General features: G+C 58.3%; 22 protein-coding genes. 4 read left to right on the plus strand and 18 right to left on the minus strand.

What is annotated here, in order from left to right; all coding sequences use genetic code 11:
- Nucleotides 1–6: 6 nt before the first annotated feature.
- Nucleotides 7–750, minus strand: coding sequence for an SDR family NAD(P)-dependent oxidoreductase (locus MN186_RS08005; protein WP_420838916.1), 744 nt, complete (start codon nt 748–750; stop codon nt 7–9).
- 109 nt (nt 751–859) lie between these two features.
- On the opposite strand from MN186_RS08005, the gene argB reads away from it, so the two are divergent.
- The 4 genes from argB (at nt 860) to MN186_RS08025 (ending at nt 3,704) form a co-directional block, all read left to right on the plus strand.
- Nucleotides 860–1,720 (plus strand): acetylglutamate kinase, encoded by an 861-nt coding sequence (gene argB, locus MN186_RS08010; protein ID WP_242113844.1) that lies wholly within the window; start codon nt 860–862, stop codon nt 1,718–1,720.
- Between the two features lie 66 nt (nt 1,721–1,786).
- Nucleotides 1,787–2,581: a sterol desaturase family protein gene (locus tag MN186_RS08015; protein ID WP_242113845.1), complete on the plus strand. Its 795-nt coding sequence runs from the start codon at nt 1,787–1,789 to the stop codon at nt 2,579–2,581.
- Nucleotides 2,578–3,204: a ferredoxin gene (locus tag MN186_RS08020; RefSeq protein ID WP_242113846.1), complete on the plus strand. Its 627-nt coding sequence runs from the start codon at nt 2,578–2,580 to the stop codon at nt 3,202–3,204. Before MN186_RS08015 ends, MN186_RS08020 begins: the two co-directional genes overlap by 4 nt.
- On the plus strand, nt 3,201–3,704 hold the full coding sequence (locus tag MN186_RS08025; protein ID WP_242113847.1) for a SixA phosphatase family protein: 504 nt from the start codon (nt 3,201–3,203) through the stop codon (nt 3,702–3,704). Before MN186_RS08020 ends, MN186_RS08025 begins: the two co-directional genes overlap by 4 nt.
- A gap of 102 nt (nt 3,705–3,806) precedes the next feature.
- Here the strand turns inward: MN186_RS08025 and MN186_RS08030 are convergent, their stop codons facing one another.
- The 17 genes from MN186_RS08030 to secY form a co-directional block, all read right to left on the minus strand.
- Complete coding sequence (locus MN186_RS08030) at nt 3,807–4,592, minus strand: amino acid ABC transporter ATP-binding protein (protein ID WP_275066123.1); 786 nt, start codon at nt 4,590–4,592, stop codon at nt 3,807–3,809.
- A 12-nt stretch (nt 4,593–4,604) separates the two neighbouring features.
- A complete protein-coding gene (locus MN186_RS08035; protein WP_242113848.1) occupies nt 4,605–6,083 on the minus strand; it encodes an amino acid ABC transporter permease in 1,479 nt (492 codons plus the stop codon).
- Between the two features lies 1 nt (nt 6,084).
- A complete protein-coding gene (locus MN186_RS08040; protein WP_242113849.1) occupies nt 6,085–7,347 on the minus strand; it encodes an amino acid ABC transporter permease in 1,263 nt (420 codons plus the stop codon).
- A 120-nt stretch (nt 7,348–7,467) separates the two neighbouring features.
- Entirely contained in the window at nt 7,468–8,487 is a 1,020-nt protein-coding gene (locus tag MN186_RS08045) for an amino acid ABC transporter substrate-binding protein (protein WP_242113850.1), read from the minus strand.
- 208 nt (nt 8,488–8,695) lie between these two features.
- Nucleotides 8,696–9,412, minus strand: a complete 717-nt coding sequence (locus MN186_RS08050) for an ATP12 family chaperone protein (RefSeq protein WP_242113851.1) — start codon at nt 9,410–9,412, stop codon at nt 8,696–8,698.
- Nucleotides 9,409–10,098, minus strand: a complete 690-nt coding sequence (locus tag MN186_RS08055) for an HAD-IA family hydrolase (protein ID WP_242113852.1) — start codon at nt 10,096–10,098, stop codon at nt 9,409–9,411. Before MN186_RS08055 ends, MN186_RS08050 begins: the two co-directional genes overlap by 4 nt.
- Nucleotides 10,095–11,144, minus strand: a complete 1,050-nt coding sequence (locus MN186_RS08060) for an RluA family pseudouridine synthase (RefSeq protein WP_242113853.1) — start codon at nt 11,142–11,144, stop codon at nt 10,095–10,097. Before MN186_RS08060 ends, MN186_RS08055 begins: the two co-directional genes overlap by 4 nt.
- Nucleotides 11,141–11,518 (minus strand): fluoride efflux transporter CrcB, encoded by a 378-nt coding sequence (crcB, locus tag MN186_RS08065; RefSeq protein ID WP_242113854.1) that lies wholly within the window; start codon nt 11,516–11,518, stop codon nt 11,141–11,143. Before crcB ends, MN186_RS08060 begins: the two co-directional genes overlap by 4 nt.
- Nucleotides 11,519–11,572: 54 nt before the next feature.
- Nucleotides 11,573–12,166 (minus strand): cytochrome b/b6 domain-containing protein, encoded by a 594-nt coding sequence (locus MN186_RS08070; RefSeq protein ID WP_242113855.1) that lies wholly within the window; start codon nt 12,164–12,166, stop codon nt 11,573–11,575.
- Nucleotides 12,167–12,211: 45 nt separating this feature from the next.
- Entirely contained in the window at nt 12,212–13,534 is a 1,323-nt protein-coding gene (locus tag MN186_RS08075) for a replication-associated recombination protein A (RefSeq protein ID WP_242113856.1), read from the minus strand.
- 58 nt (nt 13,535–13,592) lie between these two features.
- Nucleotides 13,593–14,204 (minus strand): autoinducer binding domain-containing protein, encoded by a 612-nt coding sequence (locus MN186_RS08080; RefSeq protein WP_242113857.1) that lies wholly within the window; start codon nt 14,202–14,204, stop codon nt 13,593–13,595.
- Nucleotides 14,205–14,814: 610 nt separating this feature from the next.
- Complete coding sequence (gene rplQ / locus MN186_RS08085) at nt 14,815–15,234, minus strand: 50S ribosomal protein L17 (protein ID WP_242113858.1); 420 nt, start codon at nt 15,232–15,234, stop codon at nt 14,815–14,817.
- A 149-nt stretch (nt 15,235–15,383) separates the two neighbouring features.
- Complete coding sequence (locus tag MN186_RS08090; RefSeq protein WP_242113859.1) at nt 15,384–16,400, minus strand: DNA-directed RNA polymerase subunit alpha; 1,017 nt, start codon at nt 16,398–16,400, stop codon at nt 15,384–15,386.
- A 105-nt stretch (nt 16,401–16,505) separates the two neighbouring features.
- Nucleotides 16,506–16,895 (minus strand): 30S ribosomal protein S11, encoded by a 390-nt coding sequence (gene rpsK, locus MN186_RS08095; RefSeq protein ID WP_242113860.1) that lies wholly within the window; start codon nt 16,893–16,895, stop codon nt 16,506–16,508.
- Between the two features lie 15 nt (nt 16,896–16,910).
- The gene (rpsM, locus tag MN186_RS08100) at nt 16,911–17,279 is read right to left on the minus strand and encodes a 30S ribosomal protein S13 (RefSeq protein ID WP_242113861.1); all 369 of its coding nucleotides are present in this window, start codon (nt 17,277–17,279) and stop codon (nt 16,911–16,913) included.
- A 285-nt stretch (nt 17,280–17,564) separates the two neighbouring features.
- Nucleotides 17,565–18,209 (minus strand): adenylate kinase, encoded by a 645-nt coding sequence (locus MN186_RS08105; protein ID WP_242113862.1) that lies wholly within the window; start codon nt 18,207–18,209, stop codon nt 17,565–17,567.
- On the minus strand, nt 18,206–19,561 hold the full coding sequence (secY, locus tag MN186_RS08110) for a preprotein translocase subunit SecY (RefSeq protein ID WP_242113863.1): 1,356 nt from the start codon (nt 19,559–19,561) through the stop codon (nt 18,206–18,208). The genes MN186_RS08105 and secY overlap by 4 nt, the downstream gene beginning before the upstream one ends.
- Between the last annotated feature and the right edge of the window lie 71 nt (nt 19,562–19,632).

The raw sequence follows: 19,632 nt of genomic DNA on the forward strand, positions 1-19,632 counted from the left end.
ACCCGATCAGACGTGTTGCGCGCCATTCACCTCGATCTCGGCGCCCGAAATGTAAGAACTATCGTCAGAGCACAGGAAATAGATCGCGGCGGCGACTTCCTCGGGCTGGCCAAGCCGCTGCAAGGGTAGCTTGCGAACGATCTTATCCGTACCGGGTGATAGGATCGCGGTTTCAACCTCGCCTGGTGCGATGGCATTCACGCGCACGCCCAACGGGCCAAAATCATGCGCCATTTCGCGGGTCAACGCAGCCAGCGCCGCTTTCGACGTTGCATAGGCTGCTCCGGCAAACGGATGCACCCGCGACCCTGCAATAGAGGTCACGTTAACCACCGCGCCTTTGGCGGCTGCTAATTCCTCTTTCAACCCACGCGCCAGCACAACCGAGGCGAAAAAGTTGACGTGAAACACCTTACCCCAATCCATCAGGTCTGTGTTCAGCGTGCTTAGACGTTCGCCATCCGGCCCTTTTGGCGATACACCGGCGTTGTTCACAAGCGCATCCAGCCGACCGTCCAGCTTGTCTTGGATGACGCCAACGGCGTTGATCGTGTCGGCGGGATCGGACAGGTCAAGCTGAACGTGATCCTCGCCACCGCCGCCCCATGGGCATTCTTCGGGAATGGCGTTGCGCGAACAGGTAATGACGCGCCAGCCTTCCAAGTTGAACCGCCGGACGGTTGCATGGCCGATGCCACGACTGGCGCCGGTCAGAAGAAGTGTCTTTTGTCGCTCGGCCATGATCGCCATTCCCATTGATTGGTTTCGACGCAACCCTAGCAGCACGCAGGGTGGGCGCAATGCCCCTTGGCAGCGGGCAAGCAACGCTCTAACACAGGGTTGCACGAGGAATAAGAGAATGAAGACCCAACAGATGAACCGCGATTGGATCGCCACCGCCCGCACCCTTTCCGAAGCCCTGCCCTATCTGCAGCGCTACACCGGCGCGACCGTTGTCATCAAGTTCGGTGGCAATGCCATGGGCAGTGACGAGGATATGGCAAGCTTCGCCCGCGACGTTGTTTTAATGCGGCATGTGGGCGTAAAGCCAGTGATCGTGCATGGCGGCGGGCCGATGATCAACGCCATGCTGGACCGATTGAAGATCAAAAGCGAGTTCGTGAACGGCAAGCGCGTCACAGACGCCGCCACCGTCGAAGTGGTCGAGATGGTTCTGTCCGGCGCGGTCAACAAGCGGATCGTGCAAGCCATCAATGACGAAGGTGGCAAAGCGGTGGGGTTGTCAGGCAAGGATGCTGGACTGGTGATCTGCGATCAGACCGACCCCGATCTGGGCTTTGTCGGCACCCCCGCCCAGGTCGACGTGTCCATCCTGAATGACCTTGCCGCGGCCGAGGCTATCCCGGTCATCGCCCCGTTGGGCGCCGGGCGGAATGGCGAAACATTCAACATCAACGGCGACACCATGGCCGGCGCGATTGCTGCCGGTCTGAAGGCGGATCGTCTGCTGTTGCTCACCGACGTCGAAGGCGTCAAGAACGCGGACGGCGACGTGTTGACCGAACTGACTTCGGCGCAAATTCGCGACATGACAGTATCGGGCGTGATTGCAGGTGGGATGATCCCCAAGACCGAAACCGCACTGGCGGCAATCGACGGCGGCGTGCGGGCGGTCGTCATTCTGGATGGGCGCGCGCCAAATGCCTGTTTGCTAGAACTTTACACCGATCACGGCGCCGGGTCTTTGATCCGCGCCTGAACATCGCGGCCCTTATGTCGCGGGAATGTGTCTTGCGCTTGGGCGGGCAGGGCATAAATTCACCCCATGGAATACGAAATATTCATCCGTCTTGGCACATTCGTCAGCCTGTTCGTCCTGTTCGCGGTGATCGAGGCCAAGGCCCCCCGCCGCCCGCGCACCCAACCGCGCCAGACCCGATGGTTTACCAACCTATCAATCATCGTGATCGACACATTGACGCTACGTTTGGTCAACATTCTTCTGCCCCTGCTGGCGGTGGGGGCCGCCCTTGATGCAGCAGCGCAAGGTTGGGGGTTGTTCAACATGATCAACCTACCCATCTGGGTCGAGGTCGTGGCCGCAATGATTATCCTTGATCTGGCGATCTGGGCGCAGCATGTGATCTTTCACAAGGTGCCGGTGCTTTGGCGGCTGCACCGGGTGCATCATGCAGATCGGGATTTTGACGTGACCACCGCGCTTAGATTTCATCCGGTCGAAATTGCGGTTTCGATGATTATCAAGATCGGCGTGGTATACCTGATTGGCGCGCCTGCACTGGGGGTTATCCTGTTCGAGGTGGTGTTGAACGGTTCGGCCATGTTCAACCACGCCAATATGCGCCTGCCGCTTTGGCTGGACCGTTGGCTTCGGGTGGTCGTGGTGACGCCCGACATGCACCGCGTGCATCATTCCGTGCATCGCAATGAGACTGACAGCAACTATGGCTTTTGTCTGTCCATTTGGGACCGTATGTTCCGCACATACACGGATCAGCCCCGCGACGGGCATGACGACATGGTGATCGGGCTACAATGGCAAAACGACAATCCCTCGAAACTGGGCTGGAGCCTGTTGCTGCCGTTCCGGCGCAAATGACGCTTGAGGCGCTGACGAAGGACGCGCGAGCTGTGGATTTGGATGTCTTCGGCGCACTGCATGACGGGCCGGACACAGTGATCCTGCTGGGCCCGGTTGAACCTGCGTTCTGGCATGCCTTCACCGCGAGCCCTGAGAACCATGATGGAGCGCCCGATCCGATGGATCGCTGGTCGAAACGCGTGATCTGCCGGTTGGCCGCATCTTGGCAAGGCGCGGCGGTGTTCCCATCCGATGGCCCACCCTATCCGCCATTTTTCGACTGGGCGCTTCGGTCTGGTCGCGCGTGGCAGTCACCGGTGGCATTACTGGTTCACGACACAGCCGGGCTTTGGGTCAGCTATCGGGGCGCTGTGCGGGTGACCGGGCATCTGACGTTGCCGCCAACCCCAGCCTGCCCTTGTGACACCTGCGCAGCACCGTGCAAGACCGCCTGCCCGGTGGATGCGTTGGGAGCTGCAAGCTATGACGTGGACGGCTGCATCACCCACATGAACACCGGCGACAGCGCGGATTGCATGGACAAGGGCTGCGCGGTTCGGCGCACTTGCCCCGTCAGTCGGTCTTGTGGCAGATTGGCTGCTCAATCCGCGTTTCATATGAAAGCGTTCAATTCGACATGACATTGACCCTGATTCTGACCCGGCATGCGAAATCCAGTTGGAGCCACGCCGGGCTGGACGACCACGACCGGCCGTTGAACAAGCGGGGCCGCGCGTCGGCCAAGGCCATCGGTCGCTGGTTGGCGGCACATGGCTATGCCCCTGACACGGTTCTGTGTTCCGACGCCGCGCGCACACGCGAAACATGGGCGTTGATCGCAGACAAGTTCATCGGTGCGCCGGGCGCGGAATATCTGGAAGAACTTTATCTGGCCGACCCGGCGACGATGCTGGCCGCGCTAAGGCGGGCCGAGGGCAAGGTCGTCATGATGCTGGGCCACAACCCCGGCTGTGCTTTCACAGCACGTCGCCTGTCGGCAGAGCCGCATCCGCATGAGAAATTCCATCATTATCCCACCGGAGCGACATCCGTGATTGCGTTTGATGTGGACAAGTGGGCCGATGTTGATTGGGGCACAGGACGGGTTGTTGATTTCGTGGTCCCGCGCGGGTTGATCTGACCGGACGAGATTCAAGGGGCTCTGCCCCTCGCGGCTGCGCCGCTCACCCCGGGATATTTTTAGCCAGAAGAAACGAGCGGGCTGCGAGGGTTTGTGTTCGGTTCAAAGAATTTGGCTAAGAAACAGTTTGGTGCGTTCGTTTTGCGGGTTGTTGAAGAATTCGTTGGGTTCGTTTTGCTCCACGATCTGGCCGGCATCCATGAAGATGACACGGTTTGCGACCTCTTTCGCGAAGCCCATTTCATGGGTGACGCAGAGCATGGTCATACCTTCTTCGGCAAGTTCGACCATGGTTTCCAGAACTTCCTTGATCATTTCGGGGTCAAGCGCCGAGGTGGGTTCATCAAATAGCATGATACGCGGCTTCATGCACAAAGACCGGGCGATGGCCACGCGCTGTTGCTGCCCCCCTGACAACATCCCGGGAAATTTGTGGGCTTGTTCAGGGATTTTCACCTTTTCAAGGAAGTGCATCGCAATCTCTTCCGCCTCTTTCCTGGGCGTCTTGCGCACCCAGATGGGGGCAAGCGTGCAATTCTCCAAAATTGTCAGATGCGGAAACAGGTTGAAATGTTGAAACACCATCCCAACTTCGGACCGGACCTTGTCCACGTTCTTCAGGTCCGAGGTCAGTTCGGTGCCGTCTACGATGATCTGGCCTTCCTGATGCTCTTCCAGTCGGTTGATGCAACGGATCAGGGTCGATTTTCCGGACCCGGACGGGCCGGCGATAACGATGCGCTCCCCTTCATAGACCGTCAGGTCGATGTCGCGCAGCACATGGAAGGCGCCATACCATTTGTTCATGTTGCGGATTTCGATGGCAATGTGATCCGACACCGCCATTTTGGACCGGTCAACATGGGTTTCAAGGGTGATGGATGACATTGGGTCTCTCCTTTAACGGTGGTCCGTGCGCAGGCGGCGTTCAAGATACATTGAATAACGCGACATCAGGAAGCAGAAGATAAAAAACATCAGCGCAATGAAGCCGTAAAGCTCCCACACGATGCCATTCCAGTTTTGGTCGGCCCGGATCGCATTGGTCAGGCCCAGTGGGTCCAAAAGGCCGATGATCGAGACCAGCGTCGTGTCCTTGAACACACCAATGAAGGTCGAGACGATGCCGGGGATAGAGATTTTCAGCGCCTGCGGCATAATAATCAGGCGTTGCGCCTTCCAGTAATCAAGGCCCAGCGCGTCGGCGGCCTCGTACTGGCCTTTGGGGAGGGCGGCGAGCCCGCCGCGCACCACCTCGGCCATATAGGCGGCGGCGAACAGAGTGACCATGATCAGCACCCGCAGGATGATGTCGAAATTGGTACCCGGCGGCATGAAGATGTTCAGAAGTGTCGAGGCCACGAACAGAAGTGTGATCAGGGGTACACCTCGAATGAACTCGATGAAGCCCACGCAAAGCGCCTTAACGATCAACAGGTCGGATTGACGACCCAAGGCCAGAACGATGCCAATAGGCAACGAGCAGGCAATGGCAACGACGCCGATGGTGATCGATAACATGAAACCGCCGAAATCACGGCTTTCAACCGGCTCAAGCCCAATGGGGATAATGGTGTGCAACCCGCCTGCGAATGGCGCGGTCAACAGAAGCCACCAGACCAAGGCAGCAACAACCGCGATAATCAGGCCCGCAAGGTTACCCACAAACGGCAAAAGCGAACGATAGGCCAGGACGCTGATCACAAAGCCTAGCGCCGCGCCGACAGGCATCCAGATCGTGCCGCCCCACAAAAGCCACGGCGCGATAAACGGGTAGAGTGCCGAGAAGAACAGGGGGTTCGGCAAACGCTTGACGCCTGATGCAATTTCGGCAGCACGATCTTCCTTGGACGTCGTGAACGCCTTGAAGCCAACGAAGGCAGCAGCGCCCAGCAGTGCAAGGCCGACGATAATCCCCAACACGCCGCCCAGATACACGCCCGCCAACCCCAGCACCACTAGCAGCAACACCCAGTTCATGCGGCGCGAGATCATGTTAAACAGCACAGGGATCAGCGCGACAAACAACAACCCGAACGCAAGGACGGGGCGCCAACGTTCGGCTTCGGGGTAGAAGCCGAACATAAGCTGCACCCAGCGTTCGCGGATGACCCCCCAACAGGCGGCGCCGTGGCCACCATCTGCGGCGAAGACCTCGCGGCATTCGTTCAGCGAGCCTTTGCTCCAGGTCGGGGCGAACACCCATGGAAGGATTGCGGCCAGAACATACCATAGGAAGACAAGCGACAGCACCGTGAGGATCGAGTTTCCGATCCCATTGAACAGGTTGGCACGCGCCCAACCAACGATCCCGACCTGCGACGCAGGCGGAGCGCGTTCGGGCAACATTTCCGAGCGAACATAGGACAGGTCTGGCATATCAGCGCTCCCTCAACGTGACGGATTGGTTGTACCAGTTCATCACCGCCGAAATCGTCAGCGAGATGGCGAGGTAGACCAGCATCAACAGCAGAACCGCCTCAAGTTCGCGGCCGGTCTGGTTCATGGTGATGCCGCCCAGCGTGCCGGTGATATCCATATAACCCACGGCAATCGCCAAAGAGCTGTTCTTGGTCAGGTTCAGGTATTGCGAGATCAGCGGTGGGATGATGACGCGCAGGGCTTGGGGCAGAACGACCAAGCTCATCGTGCGTTTCGGGCGCAGGCCCAGCGCGCTGGCGGCTTCGGTTTGGCCAGTTGATACGGCCAGAATGCCGGCCCGCACGATTTCCGCAACAAACGCGCCTGTGTAAAGCGACAGGGCCACCCACAGCGCGATCAGTGAGTTCCGCAGATGGATGCCGCCCCTGAAGTTAAACCCCTTCAGTTCAGGATAGCCAAGATGAAACCCAAGGATCGTCAGAACCAGCAGGAAGGGCAGCATGACGACCCCAAGGCGCAAATGCCAGGTCCGGGGGCGAAGTCCGGTGGCTTCTTGAATGATATCGGCGCGGCGTTTGATCAGAATAGATGTCAGGAAACCCGCAATCACGACCGCCAGAAGCGCCAGAAGATCAAGGCTGACATCGAAGCGAAGGGCAGACGCACCCAGCAGATGCATATCGCCCAAACTGCGCGAGAACAACGGTTCAGGAATATAGATTCCACGGTTGGTCATCGCCACGGTGTCCCACAAAGACATGCTGGCCTCGCCTTTGCGGAAGGCACTGGGTCGCGGCAATGTCTCGATCAGGATGGCCATTGTGAACACGATCCACAACAACAGGGGGACGTTGCGGAAACCTTCGACATAGACGGCGGTCAGGCGCGAGACGATCCAGTTCGGTGACAGGCGCAGCACGCCGATTATCACCCCGATGATCGTGGCCGCCACACAGCCCATTGCAGCGACCAGCAGCGTGTTCAACAGTCCGATCAGCGATGCGCGCAGGTGTGTATCCTGCGAATCATAGTCCAGAAGCCGTTGGTTGATGTCATAGCCCGACGGCTCGAACATGAAGCTGAAGCTTGGTTCCTTGCTCAGCACGGCAAGGTTTTGCGCGGTGTTGGACAGAAGCCAGCCGATCAGCGTCAAGAAGCCAATCAAGGCGATGATCTGAATGGTAATCGCGCGATACCGGCTGTCATACAGCAGCATGGATAGCCGAAACTGGCCCTGTTTAGGGTCGGTTATCGTTGTCATAAAGACATCCCTGTTGCCCTTGGCGTTGTTTATTGAATGTGCGGATCGAGCCGCAGTGCCAAGGTGCGTTCAAACGGTAGGAAAAAGGGCGTGGAAAATCCACGCCCTCATCAAACAATATTACCGGAACGGCGGTGAGTAGATCAGACCACCGTCTTTCCACTGCGCGTTAAGGCCACGCGCCAGCGCGATCGGTGTGCTTTCACCGATGTTCTTGGCAAACAGCTCGCCGTAGTTTCCGCCCGCCATGATGGCGCGCTTGGCCCAATCAGCATCAAGACCAAGCATTTCGCCCAGATTGCCTTCCGTGCCAAGGATGCGGTTAACTTCGGGATTGCTACCCGGAGCTGCCGACAACTCGCCGATATTGGCGGATGTGATGCCCAACTCTTCAGCCGAAATCAAGGCGTTCAGGGTCCAGCGGACAATGTCTTCCCATTCGTTGTCCCCGTGACGGACCAAGGGGCCCAATGGCTCTTTCGAAATAATTTCGGGCAGAACCACATGTGCTGACGGATCTTCGAACGAGGCACGTGTTGCTGCAAGGCCAGATGCGTCTGTCGTATAGGCATCGCAAGCCCCCGCAAGGTATTGCTGCTGCCCTTCGGCGTTGGTTTCGATCGGCACGGGCTCATAGCTGATGTTGTTTGCGCGGAAGAAATCCGCCAAGTTCAGCTCGGTTGTTGTGCCGGTCTGAATGCAGATGGTCGCGCCATCCAGATCCTTGGCCGAACTCACGCCCATATCTTTGGTCACAAGAAAGCCTTGGCCATCATAATAGTTGACACCAACGAATTCGAACTTCAGGTCAACATCGCGCGTCAGCGTCCAAGTGGTGTTGCGCGCGAGCATGTCGATTTCGCCTGATGCAAGGGCAGTGAAGCGTGTCTTGCCGGTGGTCGGCACAAATTCGACCGCTTTAGGGTCACCCAGAACCGCAGCCGCAACCGCGCGGCAGAAGCCAACGTCAAAACCTTGCCATTCGCCGTTTGCGTCCGGTGCACCAAAGCCGACAAGCCCGGTGACAACACCGCAATTCAGCTTGCCGCGTGCCTTGACATCTTCAAGGGTCGCGGCGGCCGATACCCCGGCAGCAAGGCCGGCGACGGTCAGTGCGCCAAGAAAAACGGTTTTTTTCATGATTACCTCTTCCTGATATTCGCCCGTAGTTTCGGGCTGTTTCGCGGCCATTGTGGCCGCAACCGTGTTTGCGAAAGGAATACCCCCGCTTCAACATGCGTAGGAGTTTGAAAGAATTGATCAGTTATCGTCAAGGGTAACATCGCCAAATGGGCTACTTAACCTATGGAAAAGCGAAAAAGTGATTCAAACCAAGCCATTGGTTACATTATGTTTCACTGCGGCTGGCGTGAAAGAACCAAGCGGCGTTTTTAATTTCGGTATGTTTCTTTTCGGCCAGTTTGGCGGCCTCTTCATCCACGCCCCACTGTTCCTGTTGCCAGGTTTCGTCCAGTCGCGACAGTGTCCATGCCTCGTCGACCGTCAACTTTTCATCGGCAACGGCCATCGCCAAAACCAACGAACCGCTGATGGCGACAATGTCGTGAAAGCCCGCAAGCTCGAAAACAGTCATCGAATGCACCCGGTCTGCCAGCCGCGTTAGCGCTTCGTGATCCTGCGGGTGGTGCATGACACCAGCAACGGGTCGCAACCGCGCACCCAGATGATCCGCTGCCCAGTCCAGCAATGGGTTCCATTGTTCATCTTGTCGCGCCACCAGTTCCATCGGCTGGTTCGCGCGATAACATAAAAGGTCACTGTCACCATAGGCCGCAAGCAAATCCGCGACCTCAACGAATTGAAGCGTAACCTTGTCCAGCGCCGAGTTTGCCGTACGCGTAACAGGCATCGTCGACGGGTCAATCTTATCCTGCTGGGCATCCCATTCGCCTACGATCGCCTCGGCCAAGGCCAGAGTCGGCACCTGAAGCAACGTCTTTGCAGGTGTTTTGATCGAACGCCCATCCAGTTCAACCGTATATCCGTGATTAGTTCGGGCGGTCGTCGCCTTTTTCCAGAACCGTTTTGCAGCCCAATCGCTCATGCCGTCCCCCACAGTGTCTCTAGCGCGGCGGACAGATCGGCATAGGTGTCCACCAACACATCAGCGCCCGCTGCCAACAGGCCTTCGCGCGGATGATAGCCCCAAGTGACACCGATGACGCGATATCCAGCGGCGCGGCCCATTTCCATATCGAAACTCGTGTCGCCGATCATCACAGCGTTGGTTGCATCCGTCCCAGTCTCGGCCAGTGCCGCGCGCAACATTGACGGATGAGGCTTTGACGGGTGGTTATCCGCTGTCTGGCTGGTCACAAAGAAATGGCGAAGATCATGGGCATCATAAGCGTGATCAAGCCCGCGCCGCGCCTTGCCGGTGGCGACGCCCAACAATACCTCGTCACGCAGATGCAGCGCATCCAACGCCTGCCGCGCACCGGGATAGAGGGGGGCCGCGCCCTCGCCACCTTTTTCAGCGCGCAGATTGACGAATACATCCTTATAAAGGTGCGACGCTTCGGCAACCTCGGCAGGTGACATGCTGGGCACCAGGCGTTCGATGGCTTCATGCAGCGACAGGCCAACGATCGACAGCACTTCGTCACGGGTCGGCAAAGCGACGCCCATCGCGCCGAAGGCACGGTGCATGGCTTCGACAATAAAATCCTGACTGTCGATCAAGGTGCCGTCGACATCAAACACGACAAGGCGCAAGGGGGTGTCGGTCATTCCTGATCCTCGAACGGATCGGCGGGAACGTCGCCTTCCTGCCAGCCCAGATAATCCCATGTCCGCTGCATATGTTCGGGCAGCGGTGCGGTGATGGTCAGGGGCTTGCCCGTAGCCGGATGCGTGAAGGTGATCGAGCGGGCATGAAGATGCAGTTTGCGCGACAAATCGCCCCCCAATTGCGCGCCCCAGCCATCGCCAAGGTTTTCCTGACTTGATCCGCCATATTTTCCATCGCCCGCAATCGGGTGTCCCAACTCGGCCATGTGCGCGCGCAACTGATGCGTGCGCCCTGTCACGGGCACCAAAGCCACCCACGCGGCGCGACTGGCAAGCGTCGTCAGAACAGCATAGTCCGTGGTGGCACGCTTGGCGCCAGGGGTTTCGTCAACATGACGGGGGTGGACGCAAACCATCTTCTCGCCCTCGCCCTTGCCGCCGTGACCGGGCGCTTTCATCAAGCCCCAGCGAAGCGTCCCCCAGCGGGGCTGCGGCACACCGGCGACGATGGCCCAGTAAATCTTGCGCGTATCACGGGCGCGGAAGGCTTGCGTCAACTCGCCCGCCATCTTCTGAGTGCGCGCCAACAGCAAAACGCCCGAGGTATCCTTGTCAAGCCGATGCACAAGGCGCGGTTTGTCGTCCCGACCAAATTTCAACGCTTCGGCCAGCCCGTCGACATGACGCGTCTGCTTGCTGCCCCCTTGGCTGGGCAGGCCGGGGGGCTTGTTCAGCGCGATGATATCGTCGTCACGATACAGCACGCAGGACTGGATCAGTTTCGCGTCGGCATCCGAGACGCGCGGCTGGGCTTTGGGGCGGGCTTGATCTTGTGACGCGTCTGGCAGCGGAGGCAAGCGCACCTCGGCCCCTGGCCCCACGCGGGTCGAGGGTTTGACCTTCGCCCCATCCACGCGAATCTCGCCCTTGCGACACGCCTTTTCGATCCGGCCCTGCCCCACATGGGGAAAGACCCGCCGCACCCAACGATCCAGCCGCTGTTCGGCCTCGTCCGGGCCGACAGTGATGACCTGAACGCCGCTCATGCCAGCACCATGCGCGCAACGCTGAGCCCGGCCAGAAGCCCGACCAGCGACAGCAGGACCGAGCCCAGAACATAAAGGCTGGCCCCGGTGATCTGTCCGCGTTCGTAAAGTGTGATCGCATCCAGCGAGAATGCCGAGAACGTGGTGAACCCCCCCAGCACCCCTGTCATCAGAAACGGTGCCACGACCTGCCCGCCCTTGCGGGCCAATGCCACAACCAACACGCCCATCAGGAACGAGCCGACGACATTCACAACCATGGTGCCCGCTGGGAAACCATGCCCCAGCACGCGCGTCACCGCGTTGCCGGTCAGATACCGGGCCGAGGTGCCGATTGCGCCACCAAGGGCGACTTGAACAAGGGGTGTCATCATGGCGCCTAACTCGGATGCGGCGGCCGGGTTGTCAAGCATTGCATGGCATCTCGTTCATAGCTCGGGATGATCTTTGCGAACCTCTTTCCAACCAGTGATCATCGGCCGAACCAGATCCTCGCGCTTCCAGAAACGGTAATAGAGGATCGCGCCGACATGCAGAACGACCAGCGCAAGCAGGATCTTGGACAACAGCCGGTGCGTGCCAGCCGCCCAACGGGCCGTGTCAAACTCCACCCAACTGGCCAGCGGTCCGACATTCACGAAATCATCCGGGTCTGCAATCAGACCCGTGCCAATCTGCGCGGCCAAGACCGCAAGGATCGCAAAAACCGACAAAGCCCCGACCGGGTTATGTCCGGGCCAATGGCTTGGTGTACGTTTTGTTATGTTTTTGATATAATTCCAAGTGGTGCGTGGCCCATAGATGAACGACCAAAAGCGCACGGGCTTTGGCCCCCATATCCCCCAAAACAACCGCACGACCAGTAAACCAGCCACCGCATAGCCCATGTAGTAATGAAGCGACATGACAGTCGGCCCAAACCGGCCCAGATACCAGCCCGTGACGACGACCACCACCAGCGACCAGTGAAACACGCGAGTCAGCGGGTCCCATATCCGTTTTTTTTGCGAGGAATATTGCATATTTGATCCTTCTCTCTAGGGGGGAGGTGCCGGAAAGTGCGTGGTCTATTCGGTTCGCTTGGACCGCAAGCGTGCGAAATAATCGGTGCGCTTCTTCAACTCGCGCTCGAACCCGCGTTCGACCGGCATATAAAAGACGCCGCGCTTAACACCATCGGGGAAATAGTTTTGCCCCGAAAAGCCGTCCGGCGCGTCGTGGTCATAAGCATAGCCCGCGCCATATCCCTGTTCATCCATCAATTTGGTCGGGGCGTTCAGGATGTGTTTGGGCGGTGGCTCAGACCCGGTTTTCTTCGCCGCCGCCATCGCGGCCTTATAGGCCACATAGGCCGCATTGGATTTTGGAGCAAGTGCCAGATAAGTCACCGATTGCGCCAGCGCCAATTCGCCTTCAGGACTGCCAAGGCGTTCATACGTTTCCCAGGCATCCAGGCAAACCCGGTGGGCCTGCGGATCGGCCAAGCCAATGTCCTCCACCGCCATTCGGGTAATACGACGCGCCAGATAGCGGGGGTCTTCACCGCCCGCCAGCATCCGCGCCAGCCAGTAAAGCGCCGCATCAGGGTCCGAGCCGCGCACCGACTTGTGAAGTGCCGATATCAGATTGAAATGTTCGTCGCCTGACTTGTCATAGACCGCAGCCCGGCGCATCAAGCGCGATGAAAGGCTGGGCACGTCCAGCTTTCCATCGACTTTCCACGCAAAAACCTGTTCTACAAGGTTCAAAAGCGCCCGTCCGTCGCCATCGGCCATCTCAAGCAACGCTTCGCGCGCCTCACCAGTCAAGGGAAGGGGGCGGTCCATCTCTTGTTCCGCACGCTGGGCAAGCCGTTCAAGATCGGCAAGCGACAGGCGGGTCAGCACCAGAACTTGCGCGCGCGACAATACAGCGGCGTTCAATTCGAATGACGGATTTTCGGTGGTCGCGCCGACCAAAAGGATGGTGCCATCCTCCATATGTGGCAAGAACCCATCCTGTTGGGCTTTGTTGAAACGGTGAACCTCGTCCACGAACAAGAGCGTGCCCTGCCCGTTCGATCGCCTGTGCCGCGCAGCTTCAAACACTTTTCGAAGTTCGGGAACACCGGTGAAGATGGCGCTAATCTGCACGAAATGCAGATCGGTTTCCTGCGCCAGAAGGCGTGCGATTGTGGTTTTGCCGACACCGGGCGGCCCCCAAAAGATCAGCGACCCAAGACTGCCCGACGCAAGCATTGTGCCCAAGGGCGCGTCAGGGCCAAGCACCTGTTCCTGCCCGATGACCTCGGCCAAGGTGCGGGGCCTAAGGCGGTCGGCCAAAGGACGTGGCGCATCCTTGCCACCCTCAGGGGTCTTGCCCGCGGGGTCATTGTCAAACAAATCTGCCATGATCCAAATCTAGGCCCCCCGCGCGCGCGTTGAAAGGTGAAAAGACGCAACGCTGCGGTTACAGCAGGTTATATTCCTGCGCACGTTGGATTGCTTCGGCGGTGGTGCGCACAAAAAGCCGCTCGCGGGCGGCCCGCAACCGCGCCTTGAATGCACTTTCCGAGATCCCCAACATGGACGCCGCCTGTGCGTGGCGACTGCCTTTCGCAATCAAACGCAAAGCCATCCGCTGCGCGGCGGTCAATTGCTCGGGCGGGGTCGACTTATCGTGCAATTCGATCACCAGCTTCTGGATCGCTGCAATTTCGTCATCCGTGAATTCGCGGTCGTCGCGCGCGAATCCGCCGATTGTGCGTGACGAGGTCGGCCCGTGCGCGACCGCCGCCCCAAACCGCAATCCAAAACTGGCGGCTTGGTCCAGGATGCCATGGCGGTCCGGCAGATCAAGTTCGCTCCATCGAATGGTGCCTTCGCAACCGAACCCCCAGAACACCATCGGATCAGCCAGCATATACCCCTTTTCGGTATAAACCTGACTCCAACGCGGATCGTAGGTTTGAATCATGATATGCGCCGACGCGTAGCGAATATGCAAACCCAATGCAAAACCGTTTGGCGACAAGTCGGACAACTGGGCCAGTCCCAGATCAAGACCAAAGTTTTCGGTCATTCTTTATTTCCCAATACCCACTCGCCTATTCTTCTAGACGGTCACAACCAAACCAAACAACCTAAAATTGTCCATCCTTTTGTGATGCGCAATATCATGCGTAGTAGGGCACATCCGGAACCCGACCTGCGTGAACGGCGTAGAGCAGAGTCTGTGCTGCACTGTGAACGTCGCATCTCCCGCCGCTCACAAGGTCCTCTTTGCCGTTCTATACCGCAACAACGACCGCGGTCTGACCCATGTTATGGACAGGCTGATGACTGTCATTCAGCCCCGCCGGCCCTAGCCAGCGCGTCATTCGATCAGCCTAAATCCTCGCTTTTTAGTTCCGAGAGGGGCGCAAGCTCATGCACCGGATTGGTATCAGGCGTGGCTCTGACATCCTCAGACGCCATAGCAAAAGAGTTCGGTTGAGTAACTGAACAAACGTGCCCGCAGATGTTTGGGATGGGATATTCCAACGGAGGCATTCAGAGAAGAACTTATGAAACGGGATTATCTGAAACTGTCACAATGCCCCCTGCGATTTCCACTTGATACGCAAGGGCCAGCAACGAAAAAACCCCGCGCAAATTGCACGGGGTTTCGGTAGAGCCTTGATTGGCCGAATTTAATCGTCTGCCGCTTCTTCTGCTTCCAGACGGATGCGGTCAGCAGCACCCTTGGCGTCGACATCGCGATCAACGAACTCGATAATCGCCATCGGGGCCATATCACCATAGCGGAAACCAGCTTTCAGAACGCGGACATAGCCACCCTTGCGGTCGGCAAAACGCGGCCCCAGAACGTCGAACAATTTAGCGACGTGTTGGTCTTGCTTCAAACGAGCAGACGCCTGGCGGCGAGCATGAACATCGCCGCGTTTGGCCAGCGTGATCATTTTTTCGATGATCGGGCGCAGTTCTTTGGCTTTCGGCAGGGTCGTTTTGATCTGTTCATGTTCGATCAGCGAACCAGCCATGTTGGCAAACATCGCTTTGCGGTGTTCATGTGTGCGATTCAGGCGGCGATAACCACGAGCGTGACGCATTTTCTTAATCCTTCTTTGGTGCCCTTGAACGGGCGGTGCTTTGTCCGAGAACCGATGCGTGTCGGTCCCTCTCCTTGGGGCAGGATTGCCCAGATGCTCCCCGCATCAGGCGGGCATTTTGGGGGCCGGGCGCCCAGCCCCCGAAAGTCTTAGAACTGGTCTTCGAATTTCTTCGCCAGTTCTTCGATGTTTTCAGGCGGCCATTCTTCGACATCCATGCCAAGGTGCAGACCCATGCCCGAAAGCACTTCCTTGATCTCGTTCAGCGACTTGCGGCCGAAGTTCGGTGTGCGCAACATCTCTGCTTCGGTTTTCTGGATCAGATCGCCGATATATACGATGTTGTCGTTCTTCAGGCAGTTTGCCGAACGGACCGACAGTTCCAGCTCGTCCACTTTTTTCAGCAGAAGCGGGTTGAACTCAAGTCCATCATCTTCGTCCTGGCGACCAGCCGCTTCCGGCTCGTCGAAGTTCACGAAGATCGACAGCTGATCCTGCACGATGCGGGCCGCGAATGCCACGGCATCTTCCGGGGTCACGGACCCATCGGTTTCCAGTTTCAGCGTCAGCTTGTCATAGTCCAGAACCTGACCTTCGCGGGTCGGCTGAACGTCATAGCTGACTTTCTTGACCGGCGAATAGATCGCATCAACCGGGATCAGGCCAATCGGCGCATCTTCCGGCTTGTTCTTGTCGGATGCGACATAACCCTTGCCGGTATTGACGGTCAGTTCCATGAACAAGTCGGCGCCGTCATCCAGGTGACAGATCACGTGATCCTTGTTCAGGATGTCGATCCCGGCAGTTTCGGTGATGTCACCGGCGGTCACGACCATTGGCCCCTTGGCCGAAATCGACAGGCGCTTGGGGCCTTCGACTTCCATATTGATCGCGACACCCTTCAGGTTCAGAACAATGTCGGTGACGTCTTCACGCACACCCGCGACCGAGCTGAATTCGTGCAGCACGTTGTCGATCTGCACCGAAGTAATGGCCGCACCTTGCAAGCTGCTCATCAGCACGCGGCGCAGGGCGTTGCCAAGGGTCAGGCCAAAGCCACGCTCAAGCGGCTCGGCCACAACGGTTGCCTGACGTGCGGGGTCGTTGCCCGGTTTCACTTCCAGCTGTGTCGGCTTAATCAGTTCAGCCCAATTTTTGTGGATCATGCGTCCCTCCATACCAGTCCTGTCCCCATGTCCAAAGGGCAGGACGCCCGAGGTTAAAATGACGGAAAACCGGGCCGCGTTGATCGCAGCCCGGAGAAAATCTGATTAAACGCGGCGACGTTTCGGCGGACGGCACCCGTTATGTGCAATCGGCGTCACGTCGCGGATTGATGTGATGTTGAAGCCAACAGCAGCCAGAGCACGCAGAGCCGATTCACGACCCGAACCGGGGCCTTGAACTTCGACTTCCAGCGTCTTGACGCCGTGTTCCTGCGCCTTCTTGCCTGCATCTTCTGCCGCCATCTGGGCTGCATACGGGGTCGACTTGCGCGAACCTTTGAAGCCCATTGTGCCAGCCGACGACCACGAGATCGCGTTGCCCTGCACGTCCGAAATCAGGATCTTGGTATTGTTGAACGAAGAGTTCACGTGAGCAACACCAGATGCGATGTTCTTACGCTCTTTACGCTTTGCACGGATCTTATCACGAGCCATTTATCGAACCCTCCCTTATTTCTTCTTGCCGGCAATGGCCTTTGCGGGGCCTTTGCGGGTGCGAGCGTTGGTATGGGTGCGCTGACCGCGCACGGGAAGGTTGCGGCGGTGGCGAAGACCGCGATAAGCGCCCAGATCCATCAGGCGCTTGATGTTCATCTGCGTTTCACGGCGCAGGTCACCTTCGACGGTGAATGTTGCGTCGATATGCTCGCGGATGGCCAGAACTTCGGCGTCCGATAGTTCATTAACACGACGGGATTCGTCGATGTTTACGGCTTCGCAAATGGCTTTGGCCGATGAGGGACCAATTCCGGTGATATATGTCAGGGCGATCGGGACCCGCTTGTGGGTCGGGATGTTTACGCCGGCAATACGTGCCACGTGTCACTTTCCTTTTCGTTGCGGTTCCGTAGCTCCGGAACCTTTTTTCACAACGGAAGCCCGCTGGATTATTCCCGCGGGCCGCGCTGAATTTCTGGTCTGGCGCGGGCAGAGGAGCGACCCCGAACGCACGCCGATTCCCGTGAGGGATGGGATGACTTAGATGGGATTGTCGCGGGCGTCAAGCCATGTTGGGCAGAAGGTCACGATATCACCCGCATCACCCTAAAAGAACAGGCGCCGCTTACGAAAACAGCACCTGCGCAACATTCGGGGAAGTAAGGATCAGGCGTCCAACACTTTGGCGATCGCGTCCTTTACCTCGTCAATCTCGCCCAGCCCGTTGACGGTCCGAAGGTGGCCCGTAGCGTAATAATAACCAATCAGCGGCGAGGTCTTCTTATAATACTCAAGCAGCCGCATCCGCAGGCTTTCCGAAGTGTCGTCGGCGCGGCGTGTGAACTCGGTCCCGCCGCAGACGGAGCATGCCCCATCCGCCGGGATCGGCTTGGAGATGTCGTTATACCCCTCGCCACATTGGACGCAGGTGGAACGCGCGGTGATGCGGGCGATCAGGTCGGCGTCCTCGACACGCATTTCGATCACCACGTCCAGCTTCGTGCCGTGCTTTTCCAGCAGGCTGCCCAATGCATCGGCCTGAGCCAGCGTGCGGGGGAAGCCGTCGAAGATGAACCCACCCTCGTGGTCGCTTTCCAGCTTTTCTTCAATCAGGCCGATTACGATCTCGTCCGTGACCAACTGACCTGCGTCCATGATCGCGGCAACCTTCTGCCCCATTTCAGTGCCCGAAGCCTTTGCCTCGCGCAGCATGTCGCCGGTGGAGAGTTGCATCATGCCACGGTCTTCAACCAACAGGCGGGCTTGCGTGCCTTTACCGGCACCGGGTGGTCCAAGCAGAATAACATTCATCGACGTGACGGAGCCTTCTTCGAACGTTTCTTGCCGCGAAGCTGCGACTTCTCAATCAGACCTTCATACTGGTGCGCCAGCAGATGCGACTGAACTTGTTGAATCGTATCCATCGTCACCGATACGACAATCAGCACCGACGTGCCGCCAAAATAGAACGGGATGGCGAATTGGCTGCGCAGGATCTCGGGCAGCAGACAGACGGCTGCCAGATAGCCCGACCCAAGCACCAGTAGACGGGTGACGACGTAGTCCAAATATTCCTCGGTCTTCTTGCCGGGGCGGATGCCGGGGATGAAGCCGTTCTGGTTCTTCAGATTTTCGGCCACCTCATCCGTCTTGAACGCAACTTCCTTAGTATAGAAGAAGGTGAAAAAGACGATCATGGACGTGAAGAACAGCAGGTATAGCGGCTGTCCAGGTCCGAAATAGGCCAGCACCAGCGACATGACTGGCCCCGCCTGTCCAGATGAAAAGGTCGAAATCGTCGTCGGCAGCAGCAGAAGCGCCGAAGCGAAGATTGCCGGAATAACGCCCGCCGGGTTCACCTTGATCGGCAGATGCGACGATCCGCCATCATAGACCTTCATGCCGACCTGACGGCGGGGATACTGGATATGCACCTTGCGCAGCGCACGTTCCATGAACACGACGAAGCCAATCACGGCGACGATCATGACCAGCACGCCGATAATCACCGCAGGGCTGATCGCCCCCGACTGGCCTGAGGCAAGGAACTGGCCAAGGGCCGCCGGGATTTCGGCGACAATGCCCACAAAGATGATCAGGGAAATACCGTTGCCGATCCCGCGCGCCGTGATCTGTTCGCCCAGCCACATCAGGAACATCGTACCGCCCACAAGGGTGATCACACAGGCCGCGATGAAGAAGCCACCGGGATTGGTGACCAGATCACCGGCTTGCAGACTGTTCGCCAGTGCAAACGCCTGACCCGTGGCAAGCAGAACGGTGCCATAGCGGGTGTATTGGTTGATTTTCTTGCGGCCTTGCTCGCCTTCTTTCTTAAGCTGCTTCAGGGGTTCCCACATCGACGACAGAAGCTGCACGATGATCGACGCCGAAATGTAAGGCATGATCCCAAGGGCAAACACGCCCATCCGGCTTAGCGCGCCACCGGTGAACATGCCAAGCACGCCAGCAATGCCGGATTGCGCTTGCTCCATGAAATCGCGCAGCGCGGCGCCATCAATCCCCGGAATGGGGATATAGGTGCCAAGGCGATAAATGATCAGAAGCCCGATCGTGAAAAGAATCCGCTGCCTGAGCTCGGATGCCTTGCCAAAGGCGCTCCAGCTCATGTTTGCGGCCATTTGTTCTGCTGCAGATGCCATAAGGCCCCCTCGATCCATGTAAAACGCCGCCGGGCCGTTCCCGGCTCTGGCGGCGCTTGAAAACGTAGCAA

Origin of the sequence: Aliiroseovarius sediminis (assembly GCF_022678485.1) — a bacterium.
GTDB lineage: Bacteria > Pseudomonadota > Alphaproteobacteria > Rhodobacterales > Rhodobacteraceae > Aliiroseovarius > Aliiroseovarius sediminis.